The sequence below is a fragment of the Clostridium sp. CX1 genome (genome assembly GCF_025398335.1).
GTDB classification, from domain to species: domain Bacteria; phylum Bacillota; class Clostridia; order Clostridiales; family Clostridiaceae; genus Clostridium_AM; species Clostridium_AM tanneri.
The window spans coordinates 200,420-221,528 of sequence record NZ_JAODOO010000003.1; the positions used below are offsets into that span (position 1 = coordinate 200,420).

Annotated in this window: 19 protein-coding genes, 1 tRNA gene and 1 riboswitch; of the genes, 19 read left to right on the top strand and 1 reads right to left on the bottom strand. The window is 33.8% G+C overall.

Annotated elements, in window-relative coordinates; genetic code table 11:
* Window positions 1-66: 66 nt before the first annotated feature.
* The 4 genes from queG to N4T77_RS04625 all read left to right on the top strand — a co-directional run bounded on the left by queG (window position 67) and on the right by N4T77_RS04625 (window position 3,943).
* Entirely contained in the window at window positions 67-1,038 is a 972-nt protein-coding gene (queG, locus tag N4T77_RS04610) for a tRNA epoxyqueuosine(34) reductase QueG (RefSeq protein ID WP_261670568.1), read from the top strand.
* Between the two features lie 106 nt (window positions 1,039-1,144).
* On the top strand, window positions 1,145-1,843 hold the full coding sequence (locus N4T77_RS04615; protein WP_261670569.1) for a 1-acyl-sn-glycerol-3-phosphate acyltransferase: 699 nt from the start codon (window positions 1,145-1,147) through the stop codon (window positions 1,841-1,843).
* A gap of 168 nt (window positions 1,844-2,011) precedes the next feature.
* Entirely contained in the window at window positions 2,012-2,656 is a 645-nt protein-coding gene (nth, locus tag N4T77_RS04620; RefSeq protein WP_261670570.1) for an endonuclease III, read from the top strand.
* A 114-nt stretch (window positions 2,657-2,770) separates the two neighbouring features.
* Window positions 2,771-3,943, top strand: coding sequence for an NADP-dependent malic enzyme (locus tag N4T77_RS04625; protein ID WP_261670571.1), 1,173 nt, complete (start codon window positions 2,771-2,773; stop codon window positions 3,941-3,943).
* A gap of 61 nt (window positions 3,944-4,004) precedes the next feature.
* On the opposite strand, the gene N4T77_RS04630 is transcribed toward N4T77_RS04625, so the two are convergent.
* The gene (locus tag N4T77_RS04630) at window positions 4,005-5,240 is read right to left on the bottom strand and encodes a competence/damage-inducible protein A (RefSeq protein WP_261670572.1); all 1,236 of its coding nucleotides are present in this window, start codon (window positions 5,238-5,240) and stop codon (window positions 4,005-4,007) included.
* 231 nt (window positions 5,241-5,471) lie between these two features.
* Between N4T77_RS04630 and N4T77_RS04635 the strand changes: the two genes are divergently transcribed.
* The 15 genes from N4T77_RS04635 (at window position 5,472) to N4T77_RS04705 (ending at window position 20,961) form a co-directional block, all read left to right on the top strand.
* Window positions 5,472-6,626, top strand: coding sequence for a VanW family protein (locus N4T77_RS04635; protein WP_261670573.1), 1,155 nt, complete (start codon window positions 5,472-5,474; stop codon window positions 6,624-6,626).
* A gap of 229 nt (window positions 6,627-6,855) precedes the next feature.
* A complete protein-coding gene (locus N4T77_RS04640; protein WP_261670676.1) occupies window positions 6,856-8,190 on the top strand; it encodes a VanW family protein in 1,335 nt (444 codons plus the stop codon).
* An 87-nt stretch (window positions 8,191-8,277) separates the two neighbouring features.
* Window positions 8,278-8,364 (top strand) — tRNA-Leu (locus N4T77_RS04645).
* A gap of 33 nt (window positions 8,365-8,397) precedes the next feature.
* On the top strand, window positions 8,398-9,132 hold the full coding sequence (locus tag N4T77_RS04650) for an N-acetylmuramoyl-L-alanine amidase (protein ID WP_261670574.1): 735 nt from the start codon (window positions 8,398-8,400) through the stop codon (window positions 9,130-9,132).
* 261 nt (window positions 9,133-9,393) lie between these two features.
* Window positions 9,394-9,861, top strand: coding sequence for a tRNA (cytidine(34)-2'-O)-methyltransferase (locus N4T77_RS04655; RefSeq protein WP_261670575.1), 468 nt, complete (start codon window positions 9,394-9,396; stop codon window positions 9,859-9,861).
* Between the two features lie 19 nt (window positions 9,862-9,880).
* Window positions 9,881-10,717, top strand: a complete 837-nt coding sequence (locus N4T77_RS04660; protein WP_261670677.1) for a DegV family protein — start codon at window positions 9,881-9,883, stop codon at window positions 10,715-10,717.
* A gap of 732 nt (window positions 10,718-11,449) precedes the next feature.
* Window positions 11,450-11,518, top strand: a riboswitch (glycine riboswitch).
* Between the two features lie 81 nt (window positions 11,519-11,599).
* Complete coding sequence (locus tag N4T77_RS04665) at window positions 11,600-11,977, top strand: GrdX family protein (protein ID WP_261670576.1); 378 nt, start codon at window positions 11,600-11,602, stop codon at window positions 11,975-11,977.
* 162 nt (window positions 11,978-12,139) lie between these two features.
* Complete coding sequence (gene trxB / locus N4T77_RS04670; protein WP_261670577.1) at window positions 12,140-13,063, top strand: thioredoxin-disulfide reductase; 924 nt, start codon at window positions 12,140-12,142, stop codon at window positions 13,061-13,063.
* Between the two features lie 25 nt (window positions 13,064-13,088).
* Complete coding sequence (locus N4T77_RS04675; protein WP_261670578.1) at window positions 13,089-13,421, top strand: co-chaperone YbbN; 333 nt, start codon at window positions 13,089-13,091, stop codon at window positions 13,419-13,421.
* Between the two features lie 173 nt (window positions 13,422-13,594).
* A complete protein-coding gene (locus N4T77_RS04680) occupies window positions 13,595-14,881 on the top strand; it encodes a glycine/sarcosine/betaine reductase component B subunit (protein WP_261670579.1) in 1,287 nt (428 codons plus the stop codon).
* A gap of 143 nt (window positions 14,882-15,024) precedes the next feature.
* Window positions 15,025-15,489, top strand: a complete 465-nt coding sequence (gene grdA / locus N4T77_RS04685) for a glycine/sarcosine/betaine reductase complex selenoprotein A (RefSeq protein WP_261670580.1) — start codon at window positions 15,025-15,027, stop codon at window positions 15,487-15,489.
* Window positions 15,490-15,531: 42 nt separating this feature from the next.
* Window positions 15,532-16,839 carry a glycine reductase complex selenoprotein B gene (gene grdB / locus N4T77_RS04690; protein WP_261670581.1) on the top strand — a complete coding sequence of 436 codons (1,308 nt, stop codon included), beginning with the start codon at window positions 15,532-15,534 and terminating at the stop codon, window positions 16,837-16,839.
* Window positions 16,840-17,025: 186 nt separating this feature from the next.
* On the top strand, window positions 17,026-18,558 hold the full coding sequence (grdC, locus tag N4T77_RS04695; RefSeq protein ID WP_261670582.1) for a glycine/sarcosine/betaine reductase complex component C subunit beta: 1,533 nt from the start codon (window positions 17,026-17,028) through the stop codon (window positions 18,556-18,558).
* A gap of 14 nt (window positions 18,559-18,572) precedes the next feature.
* Window positions 18,573-19,730: a glycine/sarcosine/betaine reductase complex component C subunit alpha gene (gene grdD / locus N4T77_RS04700; protein WP_261670583.1), complete on the top strand. Its 1,158-nt coding sequence runs from the start codon at window positions 18,573-18,575 to the stop codon at window positions 19,728-19,730.
* Window positions 19,731-19,893: 163 nt separating this feature from the next.
* Window positions 19,894-20,961 carry a BMP family protein gene (locus N4T77_RS04705; RefSeq protein WP_261670584.1) on the top strand — a complete coding sequence of 356 codons (1,068 nt, stop codon included), beginning with the start codon at window positions 19,894-19,896 and terminating at the stop codon, window positions 20,959-20,961.
* The last annotated feature ends 148 nt before the right edge of the window (window positions 20,962-21,109 follow it).

Here is a 21,109-nt window from a genome sequence, read left to right on the forward strand (position 1 = left end):
ATAAAAACCTGAACTATTTTATTTAATAACACTGATTCCTTTATTGTAAAAAGCGTGGTGATTACATTGAATTATAAATCAGAAGTATTAAGTTACTGCAGCAAATTAGGTTTAGATATTGTTGGATTCACTGAATGTAGAATTTTTAGTGAACTAGAGTACTACCTTCAAGATAGAAAAGAAAGAAAACTGGAGAATGAGTTTGAAGAAGAGAATATAGAAAAAAGAATAAATCCTTTTTTATACATGGAAGACGGGAAAACAATAATTTCTATTGCTTTCCCATATTTATTTGACAGCGATTTTAAAGAAATAATAAGCTTCTCTAAATACACAAGAGGAAAGGATTATCACCTTGTTGTTTCTGGCTATCTAAAAAGTATATGCAGCTTTATAGAGAGTCTAGGAGGGAAAGCTATTTATTTTGTAGATAGCAATTCGCTGCCGGAAAGATATATTGCAGCTCAATCTGGAGTAGGCTTTATAGGTAAAAATAATCTTCTTATTACGGAAAAATATGGTTCCTATATATTCTTGGGAGAGATAATTACAAATCTAGAGATAGAAAGTGATAGGCCTTTAGAAAATAAATGCGGGGACTGTCAATTGTGTAAAGTTAGTTGTCCTACAGGTGCTATCAAAAATGAAAATAAACCTAACATATGTCTTTCTTATATAACTCAGAAGAAAGACATAGAAGAAGAGTGGTTTTCTAAGCTAAAGGGTAGAATGTTCGGCTGTGATACTTGTCAAAGAGTTTGTCCCTATAATAAAAATGCTGCTTTTTCTACCATAGAAGAATTTAGGCCAAAGGACTTTATGGATAAGGTTAACCTAGAGGAACTTATAAATATAGATAAAAAAGTATTTAAGGAGAAGTATAGCGGAACCTCCTGTGGATGGAGGGGGAAAAACATACTTCAGAGAAATGCGTTGATTAATGCAATGGCTTTAAATAAAGATTTAAAGCCAAAGGAAATTGGCTCGCCTTATGTTAAAAATTATTATAATAGACTTTTAGAGCTTTTCAAATTATAATTTATATAGTAAAGTATATTTTTGTATTATACATTTTATTTGATAAGTGATAGGCTTTAATTATATATTAAACTTAGTATTTATATAATGAAAGGTGGGCATTATTATGATTTCTCCTGGAGTGGCCAAGATTATAGGCTATCTTCCTAAAGGATTAGTTGAATATCTGTCTAAGAGAATTGTAGATAGATACTTAAAACAATATGCTGATATTGAAGTTAGGGGAATGGAAAACTTAAGAGATGTAAACAACCCTATATTGTTCATATGTAATCACTTAAGTAATTCAGATGGGTTAGTCCTGAATAAGGTATTTAAGGATAAAGATATAACCTTTGTGGCTGGGGCTAAACTATCAGATAACCCTCTAACAAGTATAGGAGTGAATATTACAAAGACGATAACTATAAAACCTAACTCTGCAGATAAAGATGCTATATCTAGGATTGTAAAAACATTAAAGAATGGCAACAATGTGCTTATATTCCCAGAGGGAACAAGAAGTAGAACAGGTAGTTTGATTAAAGCAAAAAAAGGAGTAGTGTTAATACAAAAGTTAACTAAGGCATCTATTATTCCTCTTGGGATATATGGAAGTGAAAAGCTACTGCCTATTAATGAGAAGGATATGGGTCAGGAAAAATTTCAAAATGCTAAGGTTACTATAAATGTTGGAAAGCAGGTAATCTTACCAGAGAAAGATAAAGAAGAAGATAAAAGAGAGTATGAAGATAGAGCCACAGACTTTTTGATGAAAAGAATTGCTGAACTTTTACCGGAAGAGTATAGGGGAGTCTATAAGTAAGTTATTTCTTTAAATTAAGAAGCTAAGAATAAATAGATATGTTCTTGTGTTACAATATAAAACATAAGAACATTTTTTGTTTTTATGATGAATTTTGTAGTATTAGGTTGTTTCTATGGTAAAATTATTATTAAATAATATAATAAAAAAATAGCGTAGGTGATATGGTTGAAAAAAGAAAACATAGAAGAGGTAGTAAAGATATTAAGCGAAACCTATCCAGAGGCGAAATGTGCTCTTAATTTTAATTCTCCTTATGAATTATTAGTTTCTACTATATTATCAGCACAATGTACTGATGTAAGAGTCAACCAAGTTACAGAGGAATTATATAAAGAGTACAATACTCCAGAAAAAGTTATATCTCTTACAGAAGAGGAACTAGGTGAGAAGATTAGGAGTTGCGGATTTTATAAAAACAAGAGTAAGAATATATTAGGTGCAACTAGAACTATACTAAAAGAACATAATGGAGAAGTACCAAATACTATGGAGGAACTTATAAAACTGCCTGGCGTTGGAAGAAAAACTGCAAATGTAGTACTGTCTAATGCCTTTGGAGTACCTGCTATTGCTGTGGATACTCATGTATTTAGGGTATCAAATAGACTGGGAATTTCTAAGGGGAATACTCCTGATGCAGTGGAAAAAGGACTTATGGAAAACATACCTAGAGATATGTGGAGTGATACCCATCATTATTTAATATGGCATGGAAGGCAAATATGTAAGGCAAGAAGACCTAACTGTGATAATTGCCCTGTTGCACCTTATTGTGAGTTTTTTAATAACTTAGTTGAAGAGAAAAAATAGTATTGGGGGATCTAGTTATCCCCCAAAGTATATTTTTCTATTCTGAATATGTGGATAAAGTTTAATTATAAATGTGGATAAAATTTTAAAAAACTATAGAGGGGAGAAACATTAATGAACATTAGAGAAGAAGCACTAAGAGTACATAAGGAGAATAAGGGAAAGTTAGAAATCAAAAGCAAGGTAGAATTAAAAACAAGAGAAGATTTATCTATAGCATACACTCCAGGAGTTGCAGAACCATGCTTAGAGATAGCAGCAGATAATAATGCTATGTATGATTACACTATTAAAGCAAACACTGTAGCTGTAGTTACAAATGGGACAGCTGTTCTTGGGCTTGGAAACATTGGTGCTGGAGCTGGACTACCTGTTATGGAAGGAAAGGCATTGTTATTTAAGGAATTTGGGGGAATAGATGCTTTTCCAATATGTATAGATAGTGAAGACCCTGAAGATATAATTAGAACTGTAAAGCTTATAGCACCTACTTTTGGAGGGATAAACCTAGAAGATATAAAGGCGCCGGAATGTTTTTATATAGAGGAAACGTTAAAAAAAGAGTTGGACATCCCAGTCTTTCACGATGATCAACATGGAACTGCAATTGTGGTACTTGCTGGTCTATATAATGCAGCAAGGCTTATTAAGAAAGAACTAGAAGATTTAAAAATCGTTATAAATGGAGCTGGTTCTGCAGGAATTGCAATATGCAAACTTCTACTTAAGGCAGGAGCAAAGAATATAATAATGTGTGATAAAGCAGGAGCATTAGTAGAGGGGAATAAAGATTTAAACCAAGCTCAAAAGGAAATTGCAGAGGTTACCAACAGAGATAAAGAAGAAGGTTCATTAAAGGATGTAATTAAAGGTAAGGATGTATTCATAGGAGTTTCTGCAGCAGGAGCTCTTACAAAGCAAATGGCAAGTTCAATGAGCAAAGACAGTATAGTATTTGCAATGGCTAATCCAACACCAGAAATTATGCCAGATGTTGCAAAAGAGGCAGGAGTAAGAGTAATTGCTACTGGACGCTCAGATTTTGCAAATCAAATAAATAATGTATTGGTGTTCCCGGGAATATTTAGGGGAGCGTTAGAAGTAAGGTCTAAAGTAATAAATGATGAAATGAAATTAGCTGCTGCAAGAGGAATTGCTAACTTAATTGATGATGAAGAATTGAGAGAAGACTACATTATTCCAGGTGTTTTTGATAAAAGAGTCTGTGCTTCTGTAACTGAAGAAGTAAAAAGAATAGCTAGAGAAATGGGAGTAGCGAGAGTTTAAGCAGAAAATAGAGGGTTTTTTAGGAGCAGTCTTATAAAAATCCTCTATTTTCAATTTTTTACTATTTGATAAGCTCTCTTCTCAGCCAATCTAGTGCAGTTATGGTAGTTCTTCTTCTAATCATATCTCTGCTTCCAGAAAACTCAAGTTTCTTAGCTTGAACATTTCCGTTGATATAAAGGCCTATATAGACTAGCCCTACTGGTTTTTCATCAGTGCCGCCGCCTGGACCTGCTACACCAGTAGTAGATAACCCTATAGTCGTTCCAGAGGTTTTAGCGATACCCTCTGCCATCTCTTTAGCAGTTTCTTCACTGACAGCTCCAAACTTTTCTAAGGTTTCTTCTTTTACATTTAGACGGTTCATTTTAGCATAATTGCTATATGTAACAGCACCTTCCATAAAGACTGAAGAAACTCCAGGGTAGTTTACAAGCTTTGATGCTATTAGGCCACCAGTACAGGATTCGGCAGTAGATATAGTAAGTTTCTTAGAAATAAGAAGTTTAGCTATAACCTCTTCAAGAGAGGTTTCTCCTTCACCGTAGATATTGTCACCTAGTCTTCTGCGAATTTCTTCTTCTGTTGGGGCGATAAGTTTAGATGCACTTTCTTCTGTATCTGCTTTAGCAGTAATTCTTAACGTAACTTCCCATTCCTTAGCATAGGGGGCAACTGTAGGATTGGTACTGTGATTTATAATATCAGAAATTTGCTCAGCCATAATACCCTCTCCTATGCCGCAGATTCTTAAGATTTTAGAGCTTAAAACCCCATTACTATATTTTTTTAGAAAGGGAATTACATAATTCTCAAACATAGGTTTCATTTCTTTAGGAGGTCCTGGCAAGACAATAAGAACCTTACCATTTTCCTCTATAGCACAGCCAGGAGCTGTACCATAGTCATTTGGGAAAATAATTGCTCCTTCAGGAAAGTAAGCCTGCTTCATATTACCGCCTTTTATTTCTCCTTTACCATTCTTTAAAAAGTAGGAGTTAAGCTTATCTAGGGAATTCTTATCTATTATCATTTTCTTGTTAAAATATTCGGCTCCAGTTTCTTTAGTAAGGTCATCAGGAGTAGGACCAAGACCTCCAGTGGTAATTATTAGATCTGCTCTGTTAAAGGATTCTTCTAATTCTTTCTTTAGTCTTTCTGTGTTATCACCAACTACAGATTGATGGTAAATAGAAAAACCTAAGTCAGCCAACCTTCTTGATAAAAATTGAGCATTAGTATTTACTATATCTCCTAGTAAAAGTTCTGTTCCAACACAAATAATCTCAGATTTCATGATTTATACCTCCAACTGTCCAGAATTAAAAATTGAAAATAAGAGATAAAGATGTCTTTTATTCCAATTTCTAATTCTAATTATATACTACTTTAAACAAATATTTACTAATGATTTAACTTAATTATTATATTTAATAAATGACACAAATATAATAATTAAGTAAGCTATCATATAAAAATTAACAGCTGTATAGTATAATAGCATTGTAGGAAAAAAGGGGGATTTGAGATGGAAGTAGAAAAGGTTGTAAATACCTCTAAAAAGAACTTTATTATAGGGATGTTGGTATGCATAGTTCTTCTATTAAGTATTGCCAGTGGTTATATAACATATCAATATCACGATGTAAAGTATTGGAATAATTACATATATCCTAAGGTTACAGTAGAGGGGATAGACCTATCAGGAAAAACAAAAGAAGAGGCAGTAGCAGCATTAAAATATATCTTTGAAGAACAATTAAAAAATAGAAAGATAAATATTACTGCTAGTGATAAGAATTATGATATTGAGTATTCAAAATTGAGTCCTAAATACAATATTGAAGAGACTGTAAAGGAAGCTTATTCATATGGAAAGAAGGTCAACTTATTTAGTAAGTACTTTTTGTTAAAAGACCCCAAGCCAGTTAATTATAAGCTTAAGGTTATTTATAATGAGGGTTTTGTAAAAGAATTTATAAAAACTGTGGAAAATGATATAAATAGAGATCCTGTGAATGCAACTTTAAACACCGATGGTGTTAACTTTACGGTAATACCAGAACAAAGTGGAATAAAGCTTGAGAGCGATAAACTCCAAAAGGAGATTGCTGAAAAAGTTCAGCAGAATGGATCAGGAGATATTGATCTAAAAGCATCTATAAAAAGTACTGAGGCTAAAATTAAAGGGGACATGCTAAAAGATATAAATGCAACAATAGGAAGTTTCACTACTAATTATGGGGCCATATCATCTCCTCAAAGAGCTAATAATATAGTTATAGCTACTAAAAGCATAAATGGAAAAGTTCTAATGCCGGGAGATGTATTTAGTTTTAATGATGTTGTAGGAGAAAGAACTGAAAAAAAAGGATATGAGGCAGCTCCGGTAATTGTTGATAACAAACTAGAATCAGGTTTAGGAGGAGGAGTATGTCAGGTCTCTTCTACCTTATATAATGCAGTATATAGCTCAGGAATGTCTTCACTAGAAAGGACTCATCATACTCTGCCAGTTCATTATGTTCCAGAGGGCATGGATGCTACAGTAGATTATGGGAATATAGACTATAAGTTCAAGAATAACTTCAAGTATCCTATATACATTCAAGCATATACTTCAGGTGGAAATGTGACATTTGTTCTGTACTCCAATGTGTCAGCAAGAAAACAATTCAAATAGTTTGTTCTATATAGTATAATAATTAAGTATGAAGCTGAATTATGTCATATTGCAGTATGCCTAATTTTATCATACTAAAGCGTATATCTAATTAATGCTTTAGCGGAAGGATAATTAGTGCTTATATCCTAGTGATGTATAGAAGACACTAATGTTGGCTAGCGTTATTTTAGGTGAAGAGGTGGTACCGATGGTAAGGAAAAAAAGAAGTAAAAAGAAGAAGTTGCGGATGGGAGTTTGGACAACAGGCGGAATCTTATTACTTAGTATTATATCAGGAATGTTATATATGCATAATAAAGTAAAGGCTTGGGACAATATAATATATCCTGGCATTAAGATTGAAGGCGAAGATTTATCTGGAAGGAATAAAGAAGAAGCAAAAAAGATTGTAGAACAGAGACATGGAGCGGCGGTCTTGAAAAAGAAATTAAATATAGTTACTCCAGACAGGACTTATACATTAGATTATTCTAAAATAAACCCTAAGCATAATGTGGATGAGGTTGTTAAGGAAGCTTATGAATATGGTAAGAATTTAAACTTATTTAAACAATATAGACTTATAAAAAGCAAAGAAGGAAAGCAGTATAAATTAGGTTTTACTTATGATTCAAAGCCTATAACAGAGCTTTTAAATAACATAGAAAAAGATATTAATAAAGAACCGGTAAATGCAAGGTTAAAGGGATATGGCGGTAGCTTTACAGCGGTTCCTGAAGAAAGTGGAAGAAAGCTGCAGAAAGATAAGCTTCAAAAAGAGATAAGTTCTAAATTAAATGGCGATAAGGGACCAGATATTAGCATAGAAGCCCCTATAGAAGTTATTACTGCTAGGATTACTTCAGATAAGTTAACTACTATAAACTCGAGGATTGCTACATTTACAACAAATTATGGCTCGATATCCTCGGCTGAAAGAGCAAATAATATAGTTTTATCTACAAGAAGTATAAATGGCCTAGTGATGCTTCCAGGAGATACCTTTAGCTTCAATGAAGTTGTTGGAGAAAGAACTGCTGGAAAAGGATATAAGGCGGCACCTGTAATTATTGGAAATCAAGTGGACTCAGGGCTAGGAGGCGGAATATGTCAAGTTTCTACTACTTTATATAATGCGATTTTAAGAGCAAATATAAAATCAGTAGAAAGAGCCCATCATACACTTCCATCCCACTATGTACCTTTGGGACTGGATGCTACTGTTGACTATGGTAATTTAGATTACAAGTTTAAAAATACTTTAGATTATCCTATATATATCGAAGGAGATACCTCAGGAGGAAATGTTACCTTTAATATCTATTCAAATAGTTCCCTTACTGGAATAGTTACAGAGGTAATTTCAGAGGTTTATGAAACAATACAGCCTGGAGTAAAATACATTGATGATCCTACTTTACCTGTTGGACAAACTCAGCAGACTCAGGCACCTTCTACTGGTTTTAAGGTTAAGGTCACAAAACGAACTAAGCAAAATGGAAAAGTAATAAGTGAAGAAGTGATAGCAAATGATTTCTACAAGCCTGTAGATGCAGTCATAAAGCGAGGCACTAAAAAGTAATTAGGAACAAAGGCTTCTTTGTTCCTAATTTTTTTCTGATTATATTCACATATATGGTAAAATATGATATAATTGTAAATGTAATTTGCGGGTATGGCGGAATTGGCAGACGCGCTAGATTCAGGTTCTAGTGAAGGCGACTTTATGCAGGTTCAAGTCCTGTTACCCGCACCATAAAAAACAAAAACTTTATAAGGGGATTGTAATATGAGAATTGCTAACAGGAAAAGATTTACGCTTTCTTGTATTTTTTTTACCTTGTTGATGTTAATAATTGGAAAAAACCAAATTGTATTTAGCGAAGGGAAGGTTTTTAAAGTAACTTCATCACCAGAAGCAAAAGAATTAGGTAAAAATGATAACGCAGTATTAAAAAATAAGAAGAGATATATTGTAATACTTGATGCAGGCCATGGAGGCATTGACAAGGGGACAAGTTATCAAAATATAAACGAAAAGGATATAGCTTTTAAAATTACTAAATACACAGAAACTGTTTTAAAGTCTAAAGGATATACAGTAATATTAACACGAAACGAGGACAAGCTACTTCCACTAAAGGAAATAGGTAATATAGTTAACGCTGCAAAAGGAAATGTTTTTGTTTCTATACATATAAACTCAATTAAGGACCCTAGCTATAAAGGAATGACTACTTATTATTATGCTCCAGAGGGATACCAGAAAGATGAAAGGGTAAAGCTTTCAAAAACAATACAAAAAGAAGTTGTAAAAAGTGATGGATGGGAAGATAAAGGAATAAAAACACAAAATCTAGCGGTGCTTAGATATAGTGAGATCCCTTGTGCTTTAGTAGAGTGTGGTTTTATAACTAACAAAGAAGATAGAGAAAAATTACTAAAAGAGGAGGTGTTAAGGAATATATCTGAAAACATCTCAAGGGGAATTATTAAATATCTCAATGAAAGTGAAGGAAACTAGAGAATATTTTTGGTTAAAAGTGGAATAATATAACTTAAGGAAGTTAGTGTTCTACAAAGCAAAAATTTTCAGGAAAAAATATATTTACAATCTGAAATCCGAAACATAAGTTATAAAATATAGGAATAAGGTCTATATGTACTTTACTATTAGAATATTATAGAGTAATATATTTAATGAAGTTTTTCAAATAGTTAGAAATCCTCCTTGCTATAGGAGGAATTTATTTCTTAATTGCAAAGTACAAAGGAGGAAAAAACATTGAGTTTAAATATAGTATTATTCCAACCGGAAATACCACAAAATACAGGGAATATAGCAAGGACTTGTGTTCTTACCAACTCTAAATTACATTTAATAAAGCCTTTAGGATTCAGCTTGGATGAAAAGCAGGTAAGAAGAGCAGGACTTGATTACTGGCAGTACTTAGACCTTACAATATATGAGTCCTATGAGGAACTTAGGGAAAAATATAAGAATTCTACTTTTTATTTTTCAACTACTCACGCTAAAAATTTCTATCATCAAGTAGAATATAAGGAGGGGGACTTTGTAGTATTTGGGAGAGAATCCTCAGGTTTGCCAGAGGTAATAAGGGAAAGTGATCCTGAGAGGTGTATAAAAGTACCAATGATAAATACTACTACTCGTTCTTTAAATTTATCTAACACCGTATCTATAGTTGCATATGAGGCACTGAGGCAGATGGATTTCCCTAATATGAAATAAGTAGGAAGGTTGTGAAGTGATGGAAAAGGTAAAGATAATAACAGATAGCACCGCAGACCTGCCAGACTATATTATAAAAAAGCATGATATAGAGGTACTCCCGCTTTTAGTTAGTATTAATGAGGAAAGCTATAAGGATGGAATAGATATAAACACCCATACCCTTTTAGCTAAAATGGCAAGCTCAGATACATTTCCAAAAACAGCTCAGGTAATACCTCAAAGATTTATAGAATGCTATAAAAAATATATAGATATGGGATATAAGGTAGTTTCCATTCACCTCTCCTCAAAAATGAGCGGAACATATCAATCAGCTTGTATTGCGAAAGAAACGCTGGAAACAGAAAATATAGTTGTCATAGATAGTTTAAATGTCACATCAGGATTAGGGCTCTTAGTGCTAAAGGCTGCTAAGTTGAAAGATATGGGACTTAATATAGAAGAAATAGAAAAAGAACTGTTAAAGATAATACCTCATATAAAAAGTGCGTTGGTTTTTAATAGTTTGGACAACCTCGTTAAAGGTGGGAGGTTGTCCAAAACAGCAGGAATTATAGGAAATATATTAAGTATAAAACCTATATTAGCGGTAGAAAATGGAGAAATGGTTGTTATTGATAAGGTTCGTGGAAGTAAGAAAGCTATAAGGGCTATTTTAGATTATGGAGATAAAAAGGGAATAAAAGAAGGAGAAGATGTTATACTGTTAGAAATAGCTAGTAAGGATGTTAGTTCATTAAGAGAAGAGTTGAAGCTTAGGGGAAATGCTTTTATTGAATGCGAAGTTGGGTGTGTAGTTGGGGTTCATGCTGGACCAGATGCCTGTGGCATATTCTTTGTAGAAGATTTTTAAATCACTTTTATTCGGTAACTAGAGTCAATAGAGGAAAAAACTCATCTGACTTAAGTTTCACTTCATCGACAGTCTAGGAAGCTCTTGTATATTAATTTATTAACAACATACTAAATTAGAATGAAGCTTACCTTATTGCTTTTGTTTAAAATTTGTTTAAAATAAGTTGACTGTAATAGGTGCGGCTTATTTTTTTTTATCAATGATTGTTAAAAAATAGTTCATAATTCCACAACTGTATTGTTAATAAATTATCAATGGTTGAATTGGGTGAAAATATAAAAACTTAAAAGAAAATGACGAAAATTGTATGAATTTAGATTATTAAGTTACAAATTAGCGTATTTTGTTAGAGCTTATTGAAAAAATATACATAAATTCATTTTTTAGTAACCATATTGGTAAATGGTGGGTGATATTATCAGTAATTCGAATATGATTTATTAGAAAATGTAATAATTAATATTTCAGAAAAGTATAGAATTTTTGCACTTGATAATATATAATAATAAATGTAAACAATAACATAACAAAAACATAACAAAATTCAATAATGTTGGATGAAATTTTCGGGAGATTAAGTAGAAATGTTAACAATCAGTTAATGCGAATTTACTTAGTTATATATCTAAAAAAGTAACTTTAGGTATATGACATCCTTAAGTGGATAGCCGAAGGAGGAAGTACTATAAGCGAAATAGTATGAAGCTCTCAGGCAAAAGGACCGAAAATGGACAAGTCTCTGGAAAGCATATGCACCGAAGGAGTAAAACTCTCAGGTTAATAGACAGAGGTAAAGGCTGAAGGCTTTTATCTCTGTTTTTTTGTGTGTCTAGTTGGAAATATATGTATGGCGCTTAAAGCCTATAAAGGAGAGTTAGTATGATAGAACCTATAATAGTTGTAACAAATAATCCTATGAGCAAAGAGAATTTAAGCAGTAAATATGTAACTGAATTTATAGATGGGTCTACCATAGATGTATTTAAGAAGGTAAGAAGCTATATTCACAATGGTCATAAACTTCTTACTCATCCTTTAATGAGTAGTATAAAACCAAATGAGACGCCTTATAGAACAGTTATTATATCAAAAAATAGAGAAAAAGCTGTAGAGGTGGACTCCTTAAAGTACATAGAGGAAGGAATAAGTTCAACTGAAAAGTTCACTAATAAGTTTGGAATTCCTAATTGGAGTGAACAGGTTTTGGAAGACTTTCAGTTGATAGATTATGATTTAATCTATCATGCCTTATATTAATGTAGCTTAATAAAGATTACAGTTCACCCTTTTAAGTAGAATGTACAGGAATTGAAAAACTTATTGTTATCCTGTAAAATTAAGGTTTAGTCATAAGGGCGAATAGCTCTAAGCAAATTTTATCAGTAATAGTTTAATTAGAGATAGTAGGAGGTAATGAAAATGTCACACATTTACGACACTATAATAATCGGTGGTGGACCAGCAGGATTATCAGCAGGACTTTATGCTGCAAGATCAAGAATGGATACATTACTTATTGAAAGAGCTAAATTTGGAGGACAAACTTCAACTACAGATGAATTAGAAAACTATCCAGGATCAATAGAGGATTGTACAGGCCCAAGTCTTATCGAAAGAATGAGAAAGCAAGCAGAGGAATTTGGAGTTAACTTCGGAAAAGATGATATCGCAGAGGTAGAATTAGAGGGCGATGTTAAGGTTGTAAAGGGAAAAAATGAAACTTACAGAGCAAAGACTATAATAGTAGCAACAGGAGCTACTCCAAGACTTGCAGGATTTAAACAAGAGCAAGAACTAAGAGCAAAGGGAGTATCATATTGTGCTACTTGTGATGCAGACTTCTTTACAGAACTAGATATTGCAGTTATCGGTGGAGGAGATTCAGCTATAACTGAAGCAATATATCTTACAAAGTTTGCTGAGAGTGTAACTATAATTCACAGAAGAGATTCTTTAAGAGCAGCTAAGTCATTGCAAGAAAAGGCTTTTGCAAATCCTAAGATAAAATTCATTTGGGATTCAACTGTTGATGCAGCTTTAGGAGATGAAATATTAGAAGGTCTTGTAGTAAGAAACTTAAAGACTGGTGAAACTAGTGAATTAAAAGTAGATGGATGTTTCGTATTTGTTGGATATGATCCAATTTCCCAATTGTTCGATGGACAATTAGAAATGGAAGGCGGATATATCGTAACAGATGAAGACATGAGAACAAACATGTCTGGAGTATTTGCTGCAGGGGATGTAAGAAAGAAAACTTTAAGACAGGTTATAACTGCAGCAGCAGATGGAGCTATAGCTGCAACAGCTGCTGAGCATTATATAGCAGAACATAGTAAATAAAAATTGGTAGTAGGAGGATTTTGAAATGATAGAATTAAACAAAGAGAATTTTGAAGCTGAAGTTTTAACTTATACTGAAAAGCCAGTTTTCGTAGATTTCTGGGGAGATAAATGTGAAATATGTAAACAGCTTATGCCAGGAGTACATGACCTTGAAGGAAAATATGGTGACAAGATAAAGTTTGCTAGCTTAAACACAAGCACTGCAAGAAGACTAGCTATATCACAAAAGGTTCTTGGATTACCAACAATGATAATCTACAAGGATGGAGAAAAGGCAACTTCAATAACTGCAGATAAAATTGCTTCATTAGATGATATAGAAGGATTTATAAAAGCTTACTACGAAACACTTTAATAGTTACTAATTAATAGTAGAGAGTTGGCAGTTTCTAAAATAAGTTAACTAAACAGCAGATTCTATGCTATTAAATAATAAATAATTACTCATAAACCTAGAAAATTGTATTAAATATTGATTGAGAGTTAAATACTTAACTCTCAATCCAAATAAATTTGGAGGTGAACACTTTGCGTTTAGAGTTAGGAAAAATCAACATAAAAGATATTCAATTTGGAGCTGAAACAAAGGTTGAAAATGGAGTTCTTTATGTAAACAAAGAAGAGTTACTAGCAACAGTTAGTGGAGATGAGAGACTTGCGAGCATAGACTTTGATATCGCAAAACCAGGTGAAGAAACAAGAATAATACCTGTAAAGGATGTTATCGAGCCAAGAGTTAAGGTTGAAGGAAAAGGCGGAATATTCCCAGGATTCATAAGCAAGGTTGACATGGTTGGAGAAGGAAGAACTCATGTATTAAAGGGAGCAGCTGTAGTTACTACAGGTAAAATAGTTGGTTTCCAAGAAGGTATTATAGACATGAGCGGAGAGGGAGCTAAGTATACTCCATTCTCAAAGACAAATAACTTAGTTATTATTTGTGAGCCAAAGGCAGGAGTTAAACAGCACGAGCATGAAGAAGCTGTAAGAATGGTTGGATTTAAGGCTGCTACTTACCTTGGAGAAGCAGGAAGAAATGTTGAGCCAGATGAAGTAAAAGTTTATGAAACTTTACCACTATTAAAACAGGTTGAACAGTACCCAAATCTTCCTAAAGTAGTATACGTATACATGCTTCAAACTCAAGGACTTTTACATGATACTTATGTATATGGAGTAGATGCTAAGAAGATTATACCAACATTCTTATATCCAACAGAAGTATTTGATGGAGCTGTTGTAAGCGGAAACTGTGTTTCAGCTTGTGATAAAAACCCAAGCTATGTTCATATGAATCACCCAGTTATTGAAGATTTATATGAAAGACATGGAAAAGACTATAACTTCTTAGGCTGTGTAATTACAAACGAAAACGTTTATCTTGCAGATAAAGAAAGATCATCAAACATGACTGCTAAGTTAGTTGAGTATGTAGGAGCAGATGCAGTAATAATATCAGAAGAAGGATTCGGTAATCCAGATGCTGACTTAGTTATGAACTGCAACAAAATCACTGATAAGGGAATAAAAACTGTATTAATTACAGATGAATATGCAGGACAAGATGGAGCTTCTCAGTCACTTGCAGACTCAACACCAAAGGGTGATGCAGTAGTTACAGGTGGAAATGCTAATGAAGTTGTTATACTTCCTGTAATGAAGAAGGTAATAGGACACGTTGAAGCTGCTGATATAATAGCAGGAGGACACGTAGGAAGTTTAAGAGAAGATGGTACTATAGAAGCTGAGATTCAGGTTATAACTGGAGCTACAAGTGAAGTAGGATTCAACTATCTATCAGCAAAAGGATTCTAATTAGTAAAAAATTAGGGTGAATTGTTAGAATATTTAATATAAAAATACAAATGTTTTAAAATAGCTTAGATTTTATAATAAGTGATATTACAAAGAAGTAATTGTGCATTATACTATGTGGATTGAAAGAGAGGATGATATAGATGTTACAAGGAAAAAAAGTTATAGCAGTAGGAGATAGAGACGGAATACCAGGACCAGCTATTGAAGCTTGCGTTAAATCAGCAGGAGCAGAAGTTGTTTTTGCATCAACAGAGTGCTTTGTCTGAACAGCCGCTGGTGCTATGGATCTGGAGATCCAACAAAGAGTAAAAGACTTAACTGATAAGCATGGTGCAGAAAACGTTGTTGTAGTAATCGGAGGAGCAGAAGCTGAAGCTTCAGGACTTTCAGCTGAAACTGTAGCTGCTGGAGACCCAACTTTTGCAGGTCCACTTGCTGGAATAGCATTAGGATTAGCTGTTTATCATGTAGTTGAGCCAGAAATAAAGGATGAATGTGATGCAGCTGTTTACGATGAGCAGTGCGGAATGATGGAAATGGTTCTTGATGTAGATGCTATCATCGAAGAAGTTAAGAACGTGAGAACTCAATACTCAAAATATTAATATTTGATATGTTTAAATTCCTAAAAGGGGGGAAATGCTGAAATGATTAAAGTTGTTCATTATATAAATCAATTCTACGCTGGTATCGGCGGAGAAGAAAAAGCAGATATAAAACCAGAGGTTAGAGAAGGTTTTGTAGGTCCTGGTATGGGACTTAACGGATTATTAAGCAAGGAAGGTGTTGAAATAGTTGCTACAGTTATCTGTGGAGACTCTTATTTCAATGAGAACACTGAAGAAGCAAAAGCAGAAATTATAGATATGGTTAAAAAATATAGCCCAGATCTATTTATAGCAGGTCCTGCTTTCAACGCTGGAAGATATGGTGTAGCTTGCGGAACTATCGCTAAAGAAGTTGAAGAGAAATTAGGAATACCTGTACTTACAGCTATGTATATTGAAAACCCAGGTGCAGACTTATTCAAAAAATATCTTTACATCGTTGAAACTAAGAATAGTGCAGCAGGTATGAGAGATGCACTTCCTAAGGTTGCTGCTTTAGCATTAAAGCTTGCTAAGGGACAAGAAATCGGATTACCTTCAGAAGATAACTATATCGAAAGAGGAATAAGAAAGAACTTCTTTGCTACTGAAAGAGGATCAAAAAGAGCTGTTGATATGCTTGTTAAAAAGTTAAAAGGTGAAGAGTTTGTTACAGAATTCAAAATGCCTGTATTCGACAGAGTTGCTCCAAATGCAGCTGTAAAAGATATATCAAAAGCTAAGATAGCATTAGTTACTTCTGGTGGTATAGTACCAAAGACAAATCCAGATCACATAGAATCATCAAATGCTTCTAAGTTCGGTAAATATGATATAGAAGGTGTAATGGACTTAACTGCAGAAACATATGAAACTGCACACGGCGGATATGACCCAACTTATGCTAATACTGATTCAGACAGAGTACTTCCAGTTGACGTATTAAGACAAATGGAGAAGGAAGGAAAAATCGGATCACTTCACAGATATTTCTATACTACAGTTGGTAACGGAACAGCTGTTGCTTCATCAAAGAAATTTGGTGAGACTATAGTTAAAGAGTTAATTGCTGATGGAGTTGACGCAGTTATACTTACTTCCACCTGAGGAACTTGTACACGTTGCGGTGCAACACTTGTAAAAGAAATTGAACGTGGAGGACTTCCAGTAGTTCATATGTGTACAGTAGTTCCAATATCCTTAACAGTAGGAGCTAACAGAATAGTTCCAACAATAGCAATACCTCACCCACTTGGAAACCCATCATTGGAATCTAAGGATGAGTATGAATTAAGATATCACTTAGTAGAAAAGGCATTAAATGCACTTTCAACTGAAGTTGAAGATCAAACAGTTTTTGATAAGTAATTAAAACTGTCACTAGGTAAAGTGAATATATAGGGAATTGAAAATTGAAAAAATCTATTTTCAATTCCCTGTTTTTATACATAGTTAAAAAGTTTAAAGATAGGTTGAGAATTGAGAATTGAAAATTACTTTTAAATTTCAATTTTCAACTCTCAATTCTCAACAAAATTTAAGGAGGGTTTTATAATGAGTTTTCCAGTTATTAAAAAAGCATCATATGTATTAGTTAATGCACCAGATATGATAATTCATAATGGTACTACTCAAATGTTAGAAAGGGAGACAAACCCAGATTCAGAATACTTAAAAAGCATTAAGGACCATTTAAGATCCTTTGATGAAGTTGTAGGCTATGCTCCAAATCAAACATATATAGGTAATGTAACTCCAGAAGAATTAGGAGAATTACCAAGACCTTGGTACAATAGCAAGCTTGAGAATGCTAATAGATTCGGTAAGTTTGGTGAGATAATGCCTCAAGATGAGTTTTATGGATTAATAAAGGCTTCAGACGTTTTTGACCTAGTAATCCTTGAGAAATCTTTTACAGAGAAAGTTAAAGAAAAGTTTAATGCCCACCCTATTTTAAATACAAAAGTAGAAGCATTAAAAGAAGGAGAAGAACTATCTGTTATAGAAGGTCTTGTAGAAAAGGGAGTAGCTGAAGGTTTATACGAAGGCGGTAAGTTAGTAGGATGTGTTAAGAGAGCACACGAGTTTGACGCTAACCTATCTTCTCACATCATAGTAGAGAACTTAGTTGTAAAAGCATCAGGAGTATTATCCTTAATGCACCTTATAAAAAGCTCAGGAATAGATGTAAATGAAGTTGACTACTTAATAGAGTGTTCAGAAGAAGCAATAGGTGATATGAACCAAAGAGGCGGCGGAAACGTTGCTAAAGCTTGTGGAGAGATTGCAGGAATTAAGGGAGCTACTGGTACAGATATGAGAGGCTTCTGTGCAGGACCATCTCATGCTTTAATAACAGCTTCAGCTCTTGTTAAGTCAGGAATATATAGAAATGTAATAGTATTTGCTGGTGGAAGTACTGCTAAACTTGGTATGAATGGAAAAGACCATATAAAGAAAGGTCTTTCAGTACTTGAGGACTGTGTTGGTGGATTTGCTGTACTTGTATCACAAAATGATGGAGTAAGTCCAATATTAAGAACAGATGTAGTTGGAAGACATACTATAGGACATGGAGCTGCACCACAGGCTGTTATCGAAGCTTTAGTATCAGAGCCACTTGCTAAGGTTGGTATGAAAATTACAGATGTAGACAAATATGCTCCAGAAATGCAGACTCCAGATATTACAGAGCCAGCAGGAGCAGGAGATGTTCCAACTCAAAACTACAAGATGATAGGAGCATTAGCAGTTAAGAGTGGACAATTGGATAGAAAAGAATTACCAAACTTCGTAAAAGCTCATGGATACCCAGGATATGCTCCAACTCAAGGACATATTCCATCAGGAGTGCCAATAGTTGGACATGGTATAGAACATATAATGAATGGAAAATTAAACAACTTTATGATAATAGGTAAAGGAAGTCTTTTCTTAGGAAGAATGACAAACCTATTTGATGGAGTATCTATACTTGTAGAAAAGAACACAGGAGCTAAAGAAGAAGCAGCAGGAATTTCAAAGGATGAAATCAAAAACATGATAGCTGAGGGTATGAAGAAATTTGCAGAAGAACTGCTAAAGTAAGTGGGGTGATTTTAATGGATGCAACAAAAAAGTTAATATCAGAAGTTTTCAACGAAATAGCTGATGGTATAAAGAGCGGAAGTTTTGGAAAAAAAGTAAGAATTGGACTCACTACTTTTGGTTCAGAGCATGGTGTAGAAGAAATGGTAAAGGCTGCACAAATGGCTAAAAGTAAATACGGTGACTTTGATATAGTTTTAATAGGACCTAAGGTTGAAGGCGACTTTGAAGTTGTAGAAGTAAAGGATGCAGAAGAAGGCCACAAGAAAATGGTAGAACTTCTTGAAAATAAGGAGTTAGATGGCTGTGTAACTCAACACTTTGACTTCCCGATTGGAGTTTCAACAGTAGGAAGAGTAGTAACACCAGGAATGGGAAAAGAACTTATTATTGCTACAACTACAGGAACTACTTCTACACATAGAGTAGAAGGTATGATTAGAAATGCTATATCAGGAATTGCAGTTGCTAAATCAGTGGGTATTGAGAATCCTGAGGTGGGTATATTAAATATAGATGGAGCAAGAGGAGTTGAAAGAGCTCTTAAAGATCTTCAAGCTGGAGGATACAACTTTAAGTTTTCTGAATCACTAAGAGCTGACGGTGGCTCTGTTATGAGAGGCAATGATTTACTTGCAGGAACTCCAGATGTTATGGTTTGTGATTCTCTAACAGGAAATCTTTTAATTAAAATATTTGCTTCCTTTACAACTGGTGGAAACTATGAAACTTTAGGTTATGGATATGGACCAGGAATAGGAGAAAACTATGACAAGTTAGTGAACATAGTATCAAGAGCATCCGGTGCACCACTTATCTGTGAAGCTTTAAGATACTGCGCAACTTGTGCTAAGAATGATGTTTTAGCTAAAGCTAAAGAAGAATTTAAGAAAGCTAAGGAATCAGGCTTAGATACAATAGTAGGAAAAATATTAGCAAAGGATAAACCAGCTGCAGCAGAAGAGGAAGAAGTAAAAATGCCTCCAAAGCAGGTAGTTACTTATGCAATACCTGGAATAGATATACTAGAACTTGAAAATGCTTGCAAAGCATTATGGAAGGAAGGTATCTATTCAGAAAGTGGTATGGGATGTACAGGACCAATTATTCTTGTACCAGAGGAAGTAGGAGAAAAAGCAGCAGAGATATTGACAAATAAGGGTTTTAAGTAGAAAACGTTACACCCTCGGCAAATCAGTTATTGCCGGGGGTTGTACTCTCTAAAAATATTATTTAAAATCTAGAAGGAAAATAGGACCTTTTGTAGAATATTTTATTTGGTACAGACACATCATATAAAAAGAAAAACTATATCTTTATAGGAGGGAAATTTTAATGAATAAAAAAAGAGTAGTATCACTACTTGCAGCAGCAATAATGACAGTATCAGTATTTGCAGGCTGTGGTAGCCAAAAACAACAAGGTGGATCAGGAACAACTGAGGCAAAACAAGTAAAAATAGGTCTTGCTACAGACGAAGGTGGATTAAATGACAAGTCCTTCAACCAAGCAGCAGATGAAGGTATTAAAAAAGCTCAAAGTGAGTTTAAGAACATAGACTATAAACCAATTGAATCAAAGAAAAAGGATGAGTTCCAACCAAATCTTCAAGCTTTAGTTGATAACGGTTCCGAAATTATATTCGGCGTAGGATATCAGATGGCAGATGCTATGACTGATATGGCAAAGAAATATCCTGATAAAAAGTTTGCTATAATAGATTCAGAAGTTAAAGAAAAGAACGTTGTATCACTTAACTTCAAAGAGCAAGAAGGTTCTTTCTTAGCAGGTGTTATTGCTGGAAAAATGACTAAGAGCAATAAATTAGGTTTCGTAGGTGGAAAAGACTTTGAATTAATAAATAGATTTGCAGCAGGATACATGGCTGGAGCTAAAGCTGTTAATCCAAGTGTACAATTTGACGTAAGATATGCTGCTGACTATGCAAACCCAACAAAAGGTGAAGAATTAGCAACATCAATGATCAATGGTGGTTGTGACGTAATATACCATGCTTCAGGTGGTACTGGATTAGGTGTATTTAAAGCTGCAAAAGCTATGACTAAAGCAGATAAGAAGATATGGGCTATAGGCGTTGACATGGATCAATCTCTTACTGTTCCAGAATATGCAGATGTTATTCTAACAAGTATGATAAAGAGAGTTGATACAGCAACTTATGATACAGCTAAATCAGTTGTTCAAGGAAAATTTGAAGGTGGAAAAAACATAGTATTTGGATTAAAAGAGCAAGGTGTTGATATAGCAGCAACTTCAAATAAGAATACTCCAAAAGATGTTTTAGATTTAGTTGAAAAGTATAGAAAAGCTATAATAGATGGAAAAATAACTGTTCCAGCTACAAAGGAAGATGCAGCTAAATTTACAGCACCAGCAATCTAAATTTAGTATAGGTATTTTAAGCTAGGTATGTAACTTTACATCTAGTAAATTAGCTAAAAAAAATCTTTACTAAAATATTAATAAAGTAATATAATAAGCTAGGTATACTATGCATAAGCTAGGCATAGACCTAGCTTTTTCTTTACAG

Coding starts and splice junctions, on each gene's coding strand:
- grdC (WP_261670582.1), top strand. CDS start 17,026: ATGAGTTTTCCAGTTATTAAAAAAGCATCATATGTATTAGTTAATGCA.
- N4T77_RS04705 (WP_261670584.1), top strand. CDS start 19,894: ATGAATAAAAAAAGAGTAGTATCACTACTTGCAGCAGCAATAATGACA.
- N4T77_RS04660 (WP_261670677.1), top strand. CDS start 9,881: ATGGAAAAGGTAAAGATAATAACAGATAGCACCGCAGACCTGCCAGAC.
- N4T77_RS04630 (WP_261670572.1), bottom strand. CDS start 5,240: ATGAAATCTGAGATTATTTGTGTTGGAACAGAACTTTTACTAGGAGAT.
- N4T77_RS04615 (WP_261670569.1), top strand. CDS start 1,145: ATGATTTCTCCTGGAGTGGCCAAGATTATAGGCTATCTTCCTAAAGGA.
- N4T77_RS04675 (WP_261670578.1), top strand. CDS start 13,089: ATGATAGAATTAAACAAAGAGAATTTTGAAGCTGAAGTTTTAACTTAT.
- N4T77_RS04635 (WP_261670573.1), top strand. CDS start 5,472: ATGGAAGTAGAAAAGGTTGTAAATACCTCTAAAAAGAACTTTATTATA.
- N4T77_RS04640 (WP_261670676.1), top strand. CDS start 6,856: ATGGGAGTTTGGACAACAGGCGGAATCTTATTACTTAGTATTATATCA.
- grdD (WP_261670583.1), top strand. CDS start 18,573: ATGGATGCAACAAAAAAGTTAATATCAGAAGTTTTCAACGAAATAGCT.
- N4T77_RS04625 (WP_261670571.1), top strand. CDS start 2,771: ATGAACATTAGAGAAGAAGCACTAAGAGTACATAAGGAGAATAAGGGA.
- trxB (WP_261670577.1), top strand. CDS start 12,140: ATGTCACACATTTACGACACTATAATAATCGGTGGTGGACCAGCAGGA.
- N4T77_RS04650 (WP_261670574.1), top strand. CDS start 8,398: ATGAGAATTGCTAACAGGAAAAGATTTACGCTTTCTTGTATTTTTTTT.
- N4T77_RS04665 (WP_261670576.1), top strand. CDS start 11,600: ATGATAGAACCTATAATAGTTGTAACAAATAATCCTATGAGCAAAGAG.